This is a genomic window from Hominiventricola filiformis (assembly GCF_020686965.1).
Lineage (GTDB): Bacteria > Bacillota > Clostridia > Lachnospirales > Lachnospiraceae > Hominiventricola > Hominiventricola filiformis.
In genome coordinates this window covers 50,606-66,958 of record NZ_JAJEPS010000012.1, presented here as the reverse complement: position 1 = coordinate 66,958, position 16,353 = coordinate 50,606, and the positions used below count along the sequence as shown (strand labels likewise).

At 44.8% G+C, this 16,353-nt stretch carries 15 protein-coding genes and 1 pseudogene; 2 read left to right on the top strand and 14 right to left on the bottom strand.

What is annotated here, in order from left to right; genetic code table 11:
* Nucleotides 1-34: 34 nt before the first annotated feature.
* The 3 genes from LKD36_RS12165 to gmd are packed head-to-tail and all read right to left on the bottom strand — an operon-like array spanning nucleotide 35 to nucleotide 3,112.
* A complete protein-coding gene (locus LKD36_RS12165; protein ID WP_308459736.1) occupies nucleotides 35-1,102 on the bottom strand; it encodes a mannose-1-phosphate guanylyltransferase in 1,068 nt (355 codons plus the stop codon).
* Nucleotides 1,103-1,112: 10 nt separating this feature from the next.
* Nucleotides 1,113-2,054: a GDP-L-fucose synthase family protein gene (locus LKD36_RS12160; protein ID WP_334301341.1), complete on the bottom strand. Its 942-nt coding sequence runs from the start codon at nucleotides 2,052-2,054 to the stop codon at nucleotides 1,113-1,115.
* A complete protein-coding gene (gene gmd, locus LKD36_RS12155) occupies nucleotides 2,054-3,112 on the bottom strand; it encodes a GDP-mannose 4,6-dehydratase (protein ID WP_308459734.1) in 1,059 nt (352 codons plus the stop codon). Before gmd ends, LKD36_RS12160 begins: the two co-directional genes overlap by 1 nt.
* A 124-nt stretch (nucleotides 3,113-3,236) precedes the next feature.
* Here gmd and LKD36_RS12150 point away from each other — a divergent pair, with 124 nt between their 5' ends.
* A complete protein-coding gene (locus LKD36_RS12150) occupies nucleotides 3,237-4,100 on the top strand; it encodes an AraC family transcriptional regulator (RefSeq protein WP_308459733.1) in 864 nt (287 codons plus the stop codon).
* Nucleotides 4,100-5,476 carry an MATE family efflux transporter gene (locus LKD36_RS12145; RefSeq protein WP_308459732.1) on the top strand — a complete coding sequence of 459 codons (1,377 nt, stop codon included), beginning with the start codon at nucleotides 4,100-4,102 and terminating at the stop codon, nucleotides 5,474-5,476. The genes LKD36_RS12150 and LKD36_RS12145 overlap by 1 nt, the downstream gene beginning before the upstream one ends.
* Here LKD36_RS12145 and LKD36_RS12140 read toward each other — a convergent pair.
* From LKD36_RS12140 to LKD36_RS12090, 11 genes and pseudogenes are all read right to left on the bottom strand, one after another.
* Nucleotides 5,455-7,587, bottom strand: coding sequence for an ATP-binding protein (locus LKD36_RS12140; protein WP_308459731.1), 2,133 nt, complete (start codon nucleotides 7,585-7,587; stop codon nucleotides 5,455-5,457). The two genes, LKD36_RS12145 and LKD36_RS12140, sit on opposite strands and share 22 nt — an antisense overlap.
* A 1-nt stretch (nucleotide 7,588) precedes the next feature.
* Nucleotides 7,589-8,656: a metallophosphoesterase family protein gene (locus tag LKD36_RS12135; protein WP_308459730.1), complete on the bottom strand. Its 1,068-nt coding sequence runs from the start codon at nucleotides 8,654-8,656 to the stop codon at nucleotides 7,589-7,591.
* On the bottom strand, nucleotides 8,656-9,120 hold the full coding sequence (locus LKD36_RS12130) for a low molecular weight protein-tyrosine-phosphatase (RefSeq protein WP_308459729.1): 465 nt from the start codon (nucleotides 9,118-9,120) through the stop codon (nucleotides 8,656-8,658). Before LKD36_RS12130 ends, LKD36_RS12135 begins: the two co-directional genes overlap by 1 nt.
* A 179-nt stretch (nucleotides 9,121-9,299) precedes the next feature.
* Nucleotides 9,300-9,470, bottom strand: a pseudogene (locus tag LKD36_RS12125) (tyrosine-type recombinase/integrase); the annotation flags it as partial.
* Between the two features lie 121 nt (nucleotides 9,471-9,591).
* Nucleotides 9,592-11,169: a recombinase family protein gene (locus tag LKD36_RS12120; RefSeq protein ID WP_227589473.1), complete on the bottom strand. Its 1,578-nt coding sequence runs from the start codon at nucleotides 11,167-11,169 to the stop codon at nucleotides 9,592-9,594.
* Complete coding sequence (locus LKD36_RS12115) at nucleotides 11,166-12,857, bottom strand: recombinase family protein (protein ID WP_227589474.1); 1,692 nt, start codon at nucleotides 12,855-12,857, stop codon at nucleotides 11,166-11,168. Before LKD36_RS12115 ends, LKD36_RS12120 begins: the two co-directional genes overlap by 4 nt.
* A gap of 1 nt (nucleotide 12,858) precedes the next feature.
* Nucleotides 12,859-14,550 (bottom strand): recombinase family protein, encoded by a 1,692-nt coding sequence (locus tag LKD36_RS12110; protein WP_117555535.1) that lies wholly within the window; start codon nucleotides 14,548-14,550, stop codon nucleotides 12,859-12,861.
* A 108-nt stretch (nucleotides 14,551-14,658) separates the two neighbouring features.
* Nucleotides 14,659-14,907, bottom strand: coding sequence for a DUF6870 family protein (locus LKD36_RS12105; protein ID WP_015568866.1), 249 nt, complete (start codon nucleotides 14,905-14,907; stop codon nucleotides 14,659-14,661).
* A complete protein-coding gene (locus LKD36_RS12100; protein WP_015568867.1) occupies nucleotides 14,888-15,268 on the bottom strand; it encodes a type II toxin-antitoxin system PemK/MazF family toxin in 381 nt (126 codons plus the stop codon). The genes LKD36_RS12105 and LKD36_RS12100 overlap by 20 nt, the downstream gene beginning before the upstream one ends.
* A gap of 153 nt (nucleotides 15,269-15,421) precedes the next feature.
* Nucleotides 15,422-15,595 (bottom strand): hypothetical protein, encoded by a 174-nt coding sequence (locus LKD36_RS12095; protein ID WP_226840949.1) that lies wholly within the window; start codon nucleotides 15,593-15,595, stop codon nucleotides 15,422-15,424.
* 253 nt (nucleotides 15,596-15,848) lie between these two features.
* Nucleotides 15,849-16,322 carry a sigma factor-like helix-turn-helix DNA-binding protein gene (locus tag LKD36_RS12090; RefSeq protein WP_172677211.1) on the bottom strand — a complete coding sequence of 158 codons (474 nt, stop codon included), beginning with the start codon at nucleotides 16,320-16,322 and terminating at the stop codon, nucleotides 15,849-15,851.
* Nucleotides 16,323-16,353 lie beyond the last annotated feature (31 nt).

Here is a 16,353-nt window from a genome sequence, read left to right as displayed (position 1 = left end):
TTCTCTCCTATGCAATTCTTTCCCAAAAGCCCGTTTACAGAAGATCCGTTCTTCCCTGCTCATTTAAGGTATCTACAACCTTCTTCACATCCTGCACACGGTTCTTGTCACATACAAGAATCGCATCCTCGGTCTCCACAACAACCAGATTATCCACACCGATAGTCGCGATCATCTTCCCACTGGAGAAAGAAATGGTATTGGTCGTATCAATATTCACATGATCTCCCACCAGGATATTTCCTTCCGCGTCCTCGTCATAAATGACCTTCATCATATCCCAGCTGCCCACATCATTCCAGCCAAAATCACCGGACAGTACCAGCACATCATCAGAACGCTCCAGAATACCATAATCAATAGAAATCTTTGGAATTACCGGATACACTTCCTGGATCACGCGATCTTCATCCGGGGTCTTCATGGCATCACCAATTGTCGTCAGGCAGGCATAAATATCCGGAAGCAATTCCGCAAATTTTTCCAGAATAGTGGATGCTTTCCATACGAACATACCACTGTTCCAGGCATAGTTTCCGCTCTCCACATAGGCCTTTGCCGTCTCATAATCTGGTTTTTCCTTAAATTCCTCTACCTTGCGGGCAATCGCATTCTCATTTTTATCAAATTTGATATAACCATATCCGGTAGACGGGAAGGTAGGCGCAATACCGATCGTAATCAGCTTGTCCTGCTCCTCTGCCGCCTGAACAGCCTGATTGAGAATCTTTGTAAATTCTGGTTCATTTTTTATGAAATGATCGGACGGGAAGATACACATGATACCATCACCATATTTTTTCACGATCTCCATTGCTGCATAACCGATGCAGGCTGCTGTATTTCTCGCAGACGGCTCTGCCAGAATGTGGTCTTTCGCAATTCTGCCATCCACGCACTCCAGCATCTTGGCTGCCTGCTTTTCATTGGTAACGATGAAAATATCTTCCTTTTCCACGGTGTCATGCAGGCGATCAATCGTTTCATTAATCATCCGGTCCTTACCGCTTAAATTCAGCATCTGTTTCGGCATTGCCTGACGGCTTAAGGGCCAGAAACGGGTTCCCCCGCCTCCGGCCATAATAACTCCATATCGTTTCATGGACTGTCTCCTATCGCTCTGCTCTCATGGGATTATGAAGGAAATCTTCGTAGGTCAGACGAATTCCCTCTTCCAGTTCTGTCTTATAATGGAAACCAAGACCCTCCAGTTTGGATACGTCAAGAAGTTTTCTCGGTGTTCCGTCCGGTTTGGTCGGATCCCATTTGATCTCTCCGGTATAGCCGACAACCTTTGCTACCAGCTCGGTCAGCTCTTTGATGGTCAATTCTTTGCCGGTACCCATATTAACAGTCTCATTACCACTGTAGTTATTCATCAGGAATACACAGCCGTCTGCCAGATCATCTACATACAGGAACTCACGGAGCGGTGATCCGGTACCCCAACAGGTAACCTCCGTAAGACCCTGCTCTTTTGCCTCATGAAAACGGCGGATCAGTGCCGGAAGCACATGGCTGTGGGTCGGATGATAGTTATCATTCGGTCCGTACAGGTTGGTCGGCATACAGCTGATATAGTCGGTTCCGTACTGACGGTTCAGAAACTCGCAGTATTTCAGGCCGCTGATCTTTGCCAGTGCATAAGCCTCGTTGGTCTTCTCCAGCTCGGAAGTCAGAAGGCAATTCTCTTTCATAGGCTGCGGTGCCATACGCGGATAAATGCAGCTTGAACCAAGGAACAGAAGCTTTTTACAGTTATTTTTCCATGCTTCGTGGATCACATTCATTTCCAGAATCATATTATCATACATGAAATCAGCCAGAGCCTCGCTGTTGGCAACAATGCCGCCTACCTTTGCAGCTGCCAAAAATACATAATCCGGCTTCTCCTCTGCAAAGAATTTCTCCACCTGATCCTGACGGGTCAGATCCAGTTCCTTGTGGGTTCTGGTGATAATGTTATGATATCCGTTTCTCTCCAGAGAACGTACAATGGCAGAGCCAACCATTCCTCTGTGGCCTGCTACATAGATTTTTCCTTCTTTGTTCATCATGCGTTTGTTACTCCTTTCAGTGCTGCTTCTCTCTTTGCACGTGCAAGGTCATGTTCTGCCATGATCTTTACCAGTTCTTCATAAGTTGTTTTCTGCGGATTCCATCCAAGTACAGTCTTCGCCTTGGTCGGATCGCCCCACAGATTGTCTACGTCAGTCGGACGGAACCATGCTTTGTTGACACATACCAGCATCTTACCGGTTGCTTTGTCATAGCCCTTCTCATCGATGCCGGTGCCTTCCCAGCGAAGGTCAATGCCGACTGCCTTGAATGCTTTCTCCGTGAAATCACGGACCGTATGCTGCTCACCGGTAGCAATAACGAAATCCTCCGGAGTCTCATGCTGCAGCATCATCCACATACACTCTACATAGTCTTTTGCATATCCCCAGTCTCTTAAAGAGTCCATATTTCCCAGCTCCAGGTGATCCTGCAGACCGCATGCAATACGTCCTGCTGCCAGTGTGATCTTTCTGGTAACGAAGGTCTCACCACGGCGCTCAGACTCATGATTAAAGAGAATGCCGTTTACTGCGAACATACCGTATGCTTCTCTGTACTCTTTTACAATCCAGAAGCCATACTGTTTTGCCACTGCGTAGGGGCTGTAGGGATGGAACGGGGTGGTCTCACGCTGCGGAACTTCCTCTACTTTTCCGAAAAGCTCGGAAGTAGATGCCTGATAGACTCTGGTTTTCTTGGTCAGGCCGCAGATCTTCACTGCTTCCAGAATACGAAGCACGCCCAGTGCGTCCACATCTCCGGAATACTCCGGCGCATCAAAACTTACCTGTACATGGCTCTGTGCTGCCAGGTTATAGATCTCGTCCGGCTGTACCTCGCCGACAATACGGATGATACTGGATGAATCAGAGAGATCTCCGTCGTGAAGTTTCACTGCATTCTTCTCCAGCAGATGATCAATTCTTCCGGTATTTGCAAGAGACGAACGGCGCACAATGCCGTGTACCTCATATCCTTTGTCCAGCAGAAACTCTGCCAGATAAGAGCCGTCCTGTCCGGTAATTCCTGTGATTAATGCTTTTTTACTCATATATTCCTCCTGAAAATAGTATTCCTTTACAAAAACTGTTCTATAGTATAAGATAGATAAATCAAGAAATCTACGCAAAAATTTGCGTAATAATAGTAAAATATTGCTCTATAGGAGATTTATCATGGAACGTGTTTCTCCACACATTCAAACTTGCCGCTACATTCATACTCCCAGTTCTTTTGCCCGCCAAAGCCTGCTCTATGTACAGGAGGCCGGACACTTAAAAAGCCGCGACCGGCATATCAGCCGTCGTTCTCATCTGGAATCCTATCTCTTCTTTATTGTATTATCAGGCAGCGGTACTGTCAGCATCCAGGACACTCATTTTGCCCTGCGTAGCGGTGATCATGTCTTTCTCGACTGTCGACAGCCTTATTTTCACGAAAGCAGTCAGGATGACCCATGGGAACTTCTCTGGGTACATTTTAACGGGACTGCCATGGACGGTTACTGGAAGTATTTCACCGGGCATCAGAAATCATCCATTTTCCATCCTGATAATGCCTCGCCATTTCAATTACTGTTAGAAGAGCTTCTGACACTGGAAGAAACCCGCAGCAGCAACCGGGAGTTGCTGGAAAACGAACTACTGCACCGCCTTGCCACCCAGCTTCTTCTCTGGCAGAAAGAAAAAGATACTGACGGACATACCGACAGTACTCTCTCTAAACTTCAGGAAATCCGTTCCTATCTGGACGAACATTATACGGAAAAACTCTCCCTTGACGAACTTGCCAACCGGTTCTATATTAGTAAATATCATATGTCACGTGAATTTAAAAAAAGCTTTGGCATCACCATGGGAAACTACCTGACTTCCCTGCGTATCACCAAAGCCAAAGAGATGCTCCGTTTCTCCGATCTTCAGATCGAAACCATCGCCAGAAATTGCGGCATCGAAGACAACAGTTACTTTAATAAAGTATTCCAGAAAGCGGAGGGGATTACCGCCCGGGAATATCGCCGAAAATGGAGGGGACAATAATGTCCAAGGATTCGTACAAGATCGATATGTGCAATGGCCCAGTTTTACCAAAGGTCATTGCATTTAGTTTACCCTTAATGCTGTCCAGCTGTCTTCAGCTTCTCTTTAATGCCGCCGATGTCATTGTAGTCGGCCGCTTTGCAGGAAGTTCTTCGCTGGCAGCCGTTGGTTCCACGACTACCATTATCAATCTGCTCACCAACCTGTTCATCGGATTTTCCATCGGCGCCAATGTCAATGTGGCCCGCACCATTGGAAATCAGGACGAGCAAGGTACACAGGACAACGTCCACACTGCCGTATCTGTCAGCCTGATCTCCGGTATCGCGTTGGTCATCATCGGCGTCCTCACGGCCCGGCCGTTTCTGACATGGATGGGTACACCCGATGACGTGATCGGAAAAGCAACCCTTTACCTGACGATCATTTTCATCGGCATGCCATCCAACATGGCTTATAACTTTGGAAGTTCCATCCTGCGTGCCATGGGTGACACCAAGCGGCCGCTTTACTTTCTGTCCGCCGCCGGTGTGCTGAATATTATCCTAAACCTGATCTTTGTCATTCTGTTCCGCATGGACGTAGCCGGTGTGGCACTGGCCACTATTTTATCAGAAACCTTAAGTGCTGTTCTGATCCTCGGCTGCCTCTGTAAAACCAAAGGTTCCTGCCACTTAAATATCCGGAAGCTTTACATTCATCCAACACAGTTAAAGCGTATGCTGCGGATTGGTCTTCCTGCAGGTATCCAGGCTGCCCTGTTTTCCTTCTCCAATGTGTTGATTCAGTCATCCATCAACTCCTTTGGATCTGTAGTCATGGCAGGAAGCAGTGCGGCTGCCAGCATTGAAAACTTTGTCTACATCTCCATGAACGCTGTTCATCAGGCCATGGTAAGCTTTGTAAGCCAGAACAACGGTGCCGGAAAAGCAGAGCGGATCAATAAGATCCTCTTCTCCTGCCTCTTCCTTGTTACCATCGTCGGCATCGTCATGGGTGGCGGAGTCAATCTCCTGTCTGTGCCTCTCCTGTCCATCTATTCCTCTGACCCGGCTGTTATTGCCGCAGGGCAGACAAGATTATTCTGGATCAGCGCCCCGTATTTTCTTTGCGGAGTCATGGAAGTCATCATGGGCGTCATGCGAGGTCTCGGCTATGCCATCACTCCTATGCTGGTGGCTCTCTCCGGTGCCTGCCTGTTCCGGATCATCTGGCTTCAGACTGTATTTGCCTGGCATCCGACCCAGGAAGTATTGTATCTTTCCTATGCCACCTCCTGGATTCTGACCTCGTTCATTCATCTGATGACCTATCTGTACGCAAGACGGCATCACCCATTGTTTGTACAAAATAATCACTCCCGGCAGCTGAAATAGATCAGCTGCCTTTTTTCGCCCAGCTTTTCCAGAATCTTTCTGGCATTCTTATACTTCTTCGGATCCAGGTTCACAAAAGGATCATCAAGCACCACCGTCGGCTGATCTGCATCGCAGATGGCATCCACCAGTGCAAAGCGCTCCGCCAGCCGGAATAAATCCTGCCAGCCAGTGCTGAAACATTCGGTATCCCGAAGGCTTCCTTCCTGCTGTACCTTCATCTTCAGATTGACATCCATGGCAACTGACGGTTCCCACTCCGGCACTAATTCTGACAGGTAGTCTTCCGTACCTTCTTTCAGGCGATCCAGATATCTCGACAGCAGCTGGTTTTTGGCTGTCTCCAGGAATCCCAGCGTCTGTTCCAGACGGTCACAGGTGCGGACTGCATCTTCAATCTGTGCAGTCAACGCTGCATCCTGCTCTTCCAGCTCCGGCAATCTCACTGTTTCCTCTTCCAGCATGCGAATCCGGCTCTCTATTCGTCCGGTCTCCTGCTGGATTGCTTTTTCTGCTTCCCGGTTCTGCTGCAATCGTCTCTCCAGCTCTTCCTGAGAAATAAATTCCATCTCCGGCAGCGGTTCCGCTGCTTTGGGGTGATCATTTAAATAAGACTGACAAATTTCCTTCGCATCTCTCGAAGCATTTCTCCGGCTCTCGCACTCCGCTTTCAGCTGCTGATATTCCTGCGAACGCTTCCGTTCCTGCTGCCAGCAGGCTTCCAGTTCTTCCGGCGTCGCATCCTCCGATGTCTGGAATGTTTCGGTCAGTCGATGCCGAAGTTCCTTCATGGTCTGGTCCAGTTCCTCGTAAACTTCTGCATCCTGTTCTGCCTGTTCCTCATAATTTTCAAGTGCAACCTTTACCTTATGAAGTTCTCTTCCCTGTTTGCCCCATTTTCCGGTCTCCCGAAGCGCTTTTAAGAAGGAACCAATGATCAGTAAAGCCCCAAATACCAACGTTGCAGCTCCGGCCAGCATCGATGCTTTCTCACTGGAAAAGATCTCCGCATTAGCTACTGTCTTAGACAGCAGCACAAAAACTGCACCTGCTGCAGCTGTGCCAAATGCACCTGCCAGTCCCTGCTTTCTTCCTGCCACCAGCTCCTGACATTCCTCCAGCACTTCCTGCTGAGAACGCACTGACGCTTCACTGCGTTCCTTTTGCTGTGCCGCTGCTTCCCGTTTTTCTATGGTTGTCCGCAGTTCATAAATCTGGTTTCTCAAAAGATCCAGCAAAGTTTCATCCGCCGGAACGGTCTCATACTGTGCCAGTGCCACATTTGCTTTCTGCAGCACAGCTTCTGTCGCATCCGCTCTCTGTTTTAACTGTAGATACTGTTCCTGCTCATTTTTCTGAATATTCCGTTCCTGCAGCTTCCGTCCTGTCTTCTCCAGCTGCTCCGTTTTTTCATGAGCAAATTGTTCCTGACGTTTCTGCTCAATATGAGCTGTCCTCTCATTTTCCAGTTCTTTCATCCGGTTCATAAGTATCATCTGATCTTCCCGGACTGCTCTCTGATCATCCCGAAGCTTCGCAATCTGTCCCCGGTTGCCGGTCTTTCGGAAATATTTCATCCGGTCTTCCAGCAAACGCACCGCCTGCTCATAATTCTGCATGTCACCGGACTCTTCTTCCACATGGGTAAGTCTTGCATTAAGACTGTCATTGACCGCCACACCCAGATTCAGCTGGCCAAGATAGCAGGTTCTCTCCCATGCTGCCCGGTCAATATGAAATAACTCCTCTCCCAGATGTTCCGAATAATCGGTACTTGGAAGCCCTGTTGCCAAATCATAAAGAGCAAATTTGTCTTCCCGTTCCTTCGTTCCGAAAAACCGCTCCATTCGATAAGATTTTCCATTCGCCTCAAATTCCATGCTGCCGCCATAAGCACCGCCCTGCCATGGCTTATATCTGCGCCGCTCATTTTCCAGCAAAGACCGCTTCGTGGTAACATCCATTCCATAAAGCATGGCTTTCAGAAATGCAGCCAGGGTGGATTTGCCCCAGCCATTTTCTCCGTTAATCACATTGAGACCTTCAGAAAAATCCATCTGCATCTCATGCAGCTTTCCAAAATTTGAAATATGTATCTTCTTAATCTGCATGCTATTCCTCCCCATTCAACGCGCGGAGTCCCAGCCGCAATATTTCTTCTTTTTCCTCTTCCGACAGTTCAGATGCCATCACCTGGCGCACAAACTCGCCCTTCAGAGACACATCATACTGATAATCCTCCGGCCGGATCAACAGCCTTGTCTGATCCTTTACTTTCAGAAAATAATAAGCCTCTTTCAGCTTCGTTTCCATCCAGTCAACGTCTGGAGTCAGTTCCGGCAGTAACTCTCCCGTCAGCACCAGTTTTACCAGGTCCTTTTCCGGAATCTTTGCAAGCGCCTGCTCTGCTGCCGCAAACATTTCCTGCTCCGTCTGGCAGTCTGTCAGATCTGTTTCCACTTCGTGAAGTGTCCGGCATGCGCAGGGAACAAATTCTGATTGCACATGACCATCCTCAATCTCCAGCTTCACATATCCCTTCGGACCACATTCATCAAATCCTCGCCCTTCCAGACAGCCACTATAGCACCAGATGCCTCTGTCATCCAGTTGCTCCTGCTGGTATGAATGAATATGACCAAGTGCTAGATAATCAATTCCTTTATCCCGGAAATCCCGCAGCGCAATGCCATCCGCTCCTCCGCCGTATTCACTGGCCATTCCATGGAGCAGCACAAGATTTACCTTCTCCGCATCCAGCTCCAGTGCCTGTGGAAGCAATCCCACATTTTCTTCCGAAAGTTCCGCTCCGGTAATACAGATGCCATCCTGCTCATATGTCTTCCAGCTATTTCCAAACATACGCAGGTTTTCCGGCAGTTCATTCTCACCAGTAAGCAGATCCTCCCGATCATGATTTCCCTTCAGATAATAAAAATAAATCTGCGGATATTTCCGCATCGCATTCAGCACACAGTTCCGTGCCCGCACGGACACCTTGCCCGCGTCAAATAAATCTCCACACAGTAAAATTGCTTCCACGCCGTCTTCTGCCGCCATGTCCACCATTTTTGTAAATGTATGCAAAAGCTCCATCCGCCGCTCCCGGGCTTTCTCCGGCGGCAGTCCGGATTCCATTCGGGAATCCAGATGCAGATCCGCACAATGTATCAGCTTCACTACTCCATATCCTCCTTCAGGATGTGTTCCAGAAGATCCTGGCAGCCCTCCATCACATCCGTATATGTCTCATCAAAATTACCCGTATACCAAGGGTCCGCAATGTCCCCGTCCCGGTTCGTAAATTCCAGAAGTTTGTGAATCTTATGCTCCGGATCGCCGCCTGCAATGCGGTTCATATTGCGTATATTCCAGGTGTCCATACCGATCAGGTAATCATATTTCTCATAATCAGAACGCTTCATCTGTACCGCCCGATGATCCCCGCAGGGAATGCCAACCTCATATAATTTCGCCTGGGTGCCCCGGTGCGGCCGGTTGCCGATCTCCTCCGTGCTGGTGGCAGCGGAGTCGATGTAAAAACAATCACTCAGACCACGCTTGTCCACTAAATACTGCATGACGTACTGGGCCATGGTGCTGCGGCAAATATTGCCGTGGCAGATAAAGAGTACTTTTATCATTGTTGCATAACCTCGCATTTCTTAGTTTTTCTTGGTTTTTCGGGCTTTGTAAGCCTTTGTAAATTTTTGCTTTCTGGCATAACCTGGTTTATTTTCGCATAATATCGTCCGCAAAAGGTGTAAAATAAGGTGTATGTTTTTCTATTTTATACCTTGCTATTTTCAATTAAAAATCGTAATTACACAACCTGAATCCGGGCAACTTCTTCCCTGGCATCCTCAAGATTTACATGCGTATATGTATTCAGCGTTACGCTGATATCTGAGTGGCCCATCAAATATTGCAATGCTTTTGGATTCATTCCGGATTTTGCCATATTTGTGCAATAGGTGTGCCGGCATACATGTGGATGTGTCAAGTATAGGACAAAAAAAATTTTATTTTTTTCTGCCGAAGACTATCTGACGCTTCCATCAGGTAGTCCCAGCACCTTTATTATCTTCTGATAAGTCCTTCTTGTCCTGCTCAAGTTACCTCTGTTCCGAAAAAATATCGTCAAAATTCCATTCGATTTCAATTTCATCCTGACAATGAACACGGATCACCTTGATAATCTCACGCAACTTCTCTGTATCGAACTTCTGAATTCCCAAGAAATCTTTTAGTTTTATTTTATCAGAAAGTTCATTTTGTTCAAGAAGCTTTTTACTATTCTCCGCATCTTCTATCTTTCGTTTTATTTCCTCCAGCTGTACACTTATCTTTCCAGCTCTCTGCTTATACGAATCACGATCTATACGACCATCTTTGTAAGCATCATAGAGTTTCATCTTTTCCGAGGTCAACTGTCGGCTTTGTTTTTGCAATTCTGCGGTATTGATCTCTTTGTCGTCGCATTGCCTGTTGGAAGATACTTTCTTTTCTTTTTCCAACATTGACGCTGCATACTGATGGACAAGCCCAAGGATATTCTCCTCCAGCGGTTCCCGTCGGATCACCAGACTTCGACACACAGGATCTCCATTGGTTCGAGCATCTGAGCATTTTAGCAGATGCTCCGTTTCTTTTAGTAAAGAATGCCCACAGTTGGCACATATCAGTAATGCCGGCTGTTTTTTACGCCTTTCCAGAGTAAAATTGGTGCGTGATTCCGCAACACTTCTCTTCTTTTTCGGATGCATTTCATTTGCTTTTTCAAACAATGCTCTGTCTATAATTGCCGTATGATGATTTTCCAGGCGAACCCATTCTGTTTCATCATTCAGAACTGCTTTATGACCGGTATGCATACTGCAACGTGTTTTTCCCCAGATTCTGGTTCCAATATAAATCTCATCCCGGACAATTGCCGCTACTGTCGTAGGGCTCCAATGTTTCTTTTTGATCGTGTCAAACCTCTGGAACTGCACCTGATCCCCTCTTGATAATTTCTGCTCATCACAAGTGGCAATCGCCTGTCTGTTCAATTCCCTTGTAATATCTGCGAAACTTGTTCCTTCCGCTGCCATCCGAAAAATCATTTTCACGACTTTTGCAGCCTCCGGATCAACTTCCAGTCTTCCGTCTTTTCCTTTTTTATAGCCATATCTGGCATTTACCGGAAGGCGTGTACCATTTCTCGTTCTTGTCTGCAATGCTGATGAAATTTTCTTGGACAAATCCAGGCTATACATATTGTATATCAGATTCTGCAATGCTACATTCATTCCACCAGTCATTCCGCTGCTCGCTGCACTGTCATAGCTGTCATTAATCGAAATAAATCGAATCTGTAGAAGTGGGAAAATATATTCAATATAAAATCCAACTTCCAGATAGTCTCTTCCAAATCTGGAAAAGTCTTTCACAACTACACAGCCGATTTCTCCGCTTTTCATGTCATCCTGCAGCTGTTGAAATCCCTGCCTTTTAAAATGAGTACCGCTAACACCGTCATCCACATATTCCAGAATATCCAACTCAGCTACACCCAGCTCATCAATTGCAAATGATTTTAACAGAATTCTCTGAGAAGTTACACTGTCGCTCTCTTTTTTGGCTCTGCCATCTACATTGTCATCTTCTGCAGACAAACGGATGTAAACAGCTGTTTTTCTAAGATCTGTCATCTTGACTGCGCCTCCTTCTCTTTCTTTAGTTTCTGTAAATCTGCAAACTGATCGTCATATACCAGCTTGATCTCATAATCATACTTACCACGGATAATAATTGAATCTACAAAGGCATCTGCCATTTCTTTTGTCAGCTTACGCTTTGACATATAAGTATGTATCACATTTCCCCAGCCTTCTTCAATGTGGTAATCCTGGGAATACCGAACCTGTGCCGCCAATACTGTGTCCAGACGGCTCTTGATATTCTCAATTTCATTGGAATAGATCCGAGAAAACTGTATGTATTCTTCTTCTGTAATCAAACGTTCGGAATAGTCTTCATATAAATCCGATTTACGCTTACTGATACGGCTTAGTTCCCGTCGAAGTTTCCCCACCTCTTTATCCAAAAGCAGGTACTGTGTCTGATTTTTGGAAGCTGCATTCATTTCCTGAATCATTTTTTCTGTATCCAATACGGTTTTCATATGCGTTTGAATCAGGCGAAGAACATCGTCATCCACATATTCTTTTCTGACTCTGTGCCCTTTGCATTGCTTTCCTCCGGATTTATGGTTAGTATTGGCTCCGCAGATATAAAAGAATGTGCCATTTCTTTCTCTGGACAACGTCATGCGGTTGCCACAGCCTCCGCACCATATCTTTCCTGTATAGAAATTATGGTTTCTAATAGCTCCATTGTTCTGCTGATGTTTCTTCTTATAAGCTTCCGTATATTCCTGGATTTTAGATTGTACCTGTTGAAACAACTCTCTATCTATAATCCCTTCATGCGTGTTCTCCACATGCACCCATTCACTCTCTGGTCGATTTCTCTGTTTATTTCCCTGGAAAACACTTTGCTGATATTTTCCAAATACAGAATCACCTGTGCAATGAACATCCTGAAGAACTCGTTTCACTTCATAATTGTTCCAGGGTTTTGACTCCGGAAGCGGCTTTTCACCGGTTTTATAGAATTTTCTCTGTAAAGTCGGCGATAAAACTCCATCTTTATTGAGCTGTCTTGCAATATCACTATAGTTCCTGCCATCCATATACATAGAAAATATACTTTTCAAATGTTCTGCAGCTTCTTCATCAACGATCAGCTGATGATGGTCTTCTTCTGACTTTCTGTAACCATACGGTTCCCAGGCACTTGTAAATTTTCCTTTTTTCCAAAGAGCTTTTTTTGCGCTGCTGCTCTTTTTGGCAAGGTCTTTCGAATAGAACTCATTGATAATATTCTTCAGTGGAACTGTAAGATCCACACCCTCTCTGAAGGAATCGAAATCATCTGTCACAGCCAGGAATCTTACATGAAAAAACGGAAATACTCGTTCAATATAGTTGCTGGTTTCGACATAATTTCTTCCAAGTCTGGACAAATCTTTTACAATAACACAATTGATTTTTCCATGCTTGATATCTTCCATCATCTGTACGAATCCAGGACGGTCAAAATTTGTACCTGAATAGTCTGAGTCCTTATAAACTTCCGCAACCGAAATATCTTCCGTATCTGCTACAAAGTTTTTCATCAATTCCACCTGGGTTTCTATCGTCCCTCTTTCTAATGTTTCTTCTGTTTCCATTGAAATTCTGGCATACAATCCTGCCCGGAATGGTCTTCTCACCTCTGTCTGGACGGTTGCACTGCCGACTACTTCCGGAATGTTTTTCCTACTCTTTCGTGCCATTTTATACAACCTCCTTTACCTTAACCTGCAGATTATTATCATCATCTATTACCGTATCAACTCCCATAGCCGGTAATTGATTCAGCAATGTCTGATAACAATCATCAAAATCAAAAGTGATCTCTATATTCTTTTTATCATATACTCGGATTTTCCTGATCAGTTCTACCACCACTGTGCGGGACAGTTCTTCAATATCCTGATATTTCACAAAATAATCCAGCCAGGTATTGGCATTGTCTGCTTTTTCCAGCTCACTATCCATTTCTTTCTGGATTGCACGGATACTCTCTTCCGCATTTCTAAGCCTCTTTCCATAGGCTGCATGAAGCTCTACATAGTCTTCTTTTGATACAATGCCCTCTTTCATATCCGAATAGAGCATCATCCGTAACTCCTTACAACGTTCTGTCTCCTGTTTTTTCTTCTCCAGCCTGTCCTGCAGCTTCTTCATATTGATCTCCTGAAATGGCACAGTACCAACAAATTCCAGGACTCTTTTCAGGTGCAGGATATTCTGGATATGCTGTTTCAGCATCACCAGTACGGCATCTTCCAGATCCTTTTCCGGTATTCTATGACTAGAACAGCGTTTTGTTTCTTTATTTGCGGAACATAGATAATAAGCATATTTTTTCCCTGCCACAGTAGAAACCTTTCTTGTCATAGGTGCACCACAATCCGCACATACAGCAATTCCGGATAACAGATATACTTGCTTTTGGTCAGGCGAAGTACGTGTATCCATGCCCAGAAGTCTCTGAACAATTTCAAAATCACGGTCACTCACCAATGGCTCATGATTTTTCTCAATCCGGATCCAGTCATCTTCCGGTTTCACATAAGTCTGCTTCACTTTATGGTTCGGTGTCGTCCTTTTTCCCTGCACAAGGTTTCCGATATAAACCTCGTTTTCCAGTATCCTGCGGACGGTAACGGAACTCCAAAGTGCCTGTTCTTTCTGCCGGAAGCCTGTTTCATAATGACTGCCACTGCTGATTTTATACTCAAATGGGGAAAGAATACCCAGTTCATTTAAACGATTAGCAATCGCATCCTGACTCATTCCCTGCAGCTTCATCTTAAAAATATCCTGTACTACACTGCCTGCAGATGGATCAATCTCTAATTTATGCTTATCTGTCTTTGTCTTCCTGTATCCAAAAGCTACAAACGGAGTCACGCATTCGCCTTTTTTCCTCTTAATCTCAAGATTACTCCTGATCTTAATAGAAATGTCACGGCAATAAGCATCATTGATTAAATTCTTAAATGGGATAATAATTTCGTCTGCCTGATTCTTTCCCTTGAGACTGTCATAATTGTCATTGATGGCAATAAAACGCACACCAAGAGCCGGGAATAATCTCTCGATATACTTCCCAGAATCAATATATTCCCTTCCAAATCGTGATAAATCTTTTACCACTACGCAGTCTACAATCCCACGCCGGATATCTTCCAGCATTGCCTGGAATGCTGGGCGCTCAAAATTAGAGCCTGAGTAGCCATCATCAACTCGGACTGAAACAACTTCTATATCTTTTTTGTCTTTCAGGAAATCCAGAATCAAAGCTTTCTGGTTAGAAATGCTGTTACTTTCCAGTTTTGCTGAACTGGAAATATCGCCATCTTCTTTAGATAATCTGACATAGATGGCGGCATGATAGATTTTATTGATATTCTGATACATATCTTACCTCCTTTTATTACGTCAGAAAATCCATGTAATAAAAGGGGGCTGCATAATTTGTCCTTACCGACATTCTAACACAGTCCCCTCAATCTTGCCAGTACTTTTTCAGACACTCAGAAGCATATTCTCAAATGCCTGCTCCATAGATATACCGTTATTGGCAAATCTGACTTTTACTTTCATATTGCCGATCCGGACCAAATATGGATTTCCTACTTTATTCAGAAAAATATCTCTCCGTTCCTGAAGCGATTTATTTCTGTCTGCTTTTATCATCCGTAGATCAGTCATTTCATTGATATCTACATCACTGAAATCCTGCTCCAGATAGTTTCTATATTCCTCTGCCGTCATGCCCTTCTCCTTCCATTCCCATCTGAATCTGTACTGCTTTCAGTACCCGATCCAGGCTCCACTTGTTCACTCTTCCGCATTTCTCAATAATACATTTCGTAGAAATGCTCATAACCTGTTCAGCCAGTGCCAGGCTTCCTTTTCGGATTCCCGTCATATCATATTTGCTGATAAATACATGTGTTGGCAAATACCGTTTCTTATAAATTCTTGATGTCAGCGGAACTACCGTTATGACTGAACTGTATGTATTGGCTTTATTATTACTCACTACGATCACCGGTCTTACTCCACCCTGAACAGATGTTGTAGGAAACATACCGAGATCTGCCCATAAAATATCTCCTCTGCGGATTGTCATTTGTCCTCTCTCCAATCTATTATTTTTATTTGTAAAGCATCCATAGCGCTATATTGGCTCCACAGGAATACGGCAGAGTTTCTTTCCCATAAGGAAAGCTCTGCCGCATAACCTCTATAGCCAATTTGATTATTAAACAGTGCTCGCTCGATTCTATTTATCCTCGATACCCCGAATCGTTACTCCCGCATATGCAGGAAGGGAATAATAACCTGCCCGGATGCATACTCCGGACCACAACCCGGAAACTCTCGTTTCCAGGCTCCAGCAGTTCATAGGTTTACCAGTTACAGACTTCTCAGGATCTGCAAGTGTATCGCATCTCATACATATCATCGCATCACCAGCCTGCCAGCTGGCTTCGGTCAGTGCTTTTTCGCAGCATTACGGACTGAACTAAAAATCTTTGTTTTGTCTTATAATCCTATAGCGGCATCTTCCTCGTGCTCTTTGCATGAAATGTCACGTCAGTTATTATTGGATATTCAGTTATCATGGTTCATTTTAGGAAGTCCTTTAACTTCCTCTAATTACTAAAGTCAAATGACTTTGGCAGATGCAAAAGATTTTGAAAAATTTTTTAAAAAAATTTATTCATATACATTTCACGCATCTTATTAAGAGTGGATTTCAGCTTGTATGACAGCATCTGTCTGGAAATCCCCATAATCTCCGCCATCTGTGTCTGTGTCTTGTTTTCAAAGAAAATGCCATAAATAATCATGCGTTCCTCTGAGTTCAGTTGATTGATCACTGTGTGAATATCCTGCTGTTCCATTTTTGTCAGTACACAGTGCTCCACATCACAGTTCAGATCTGGAAAATCCTCAATCATGAAGCCTTCTCCATCAATGGACTGACCGCTGTAAGGTACTTCTCTCAGCATCTTATCCACAACCTCACCCAGTTCATTCTTAATCTCAACTTTTTTTGCCTTGCTGCTTCTGTAAAAATTATTCATCGCATACGCAACTTCTTTTGTAATCTCGATCATTTCTCCATCAATATTTGCGTAATACTTTCCTTCGTAAAAATATGGGTGTTCAATATACATATCCGTTCCTCCTGAATTTGAAATCTTGTTG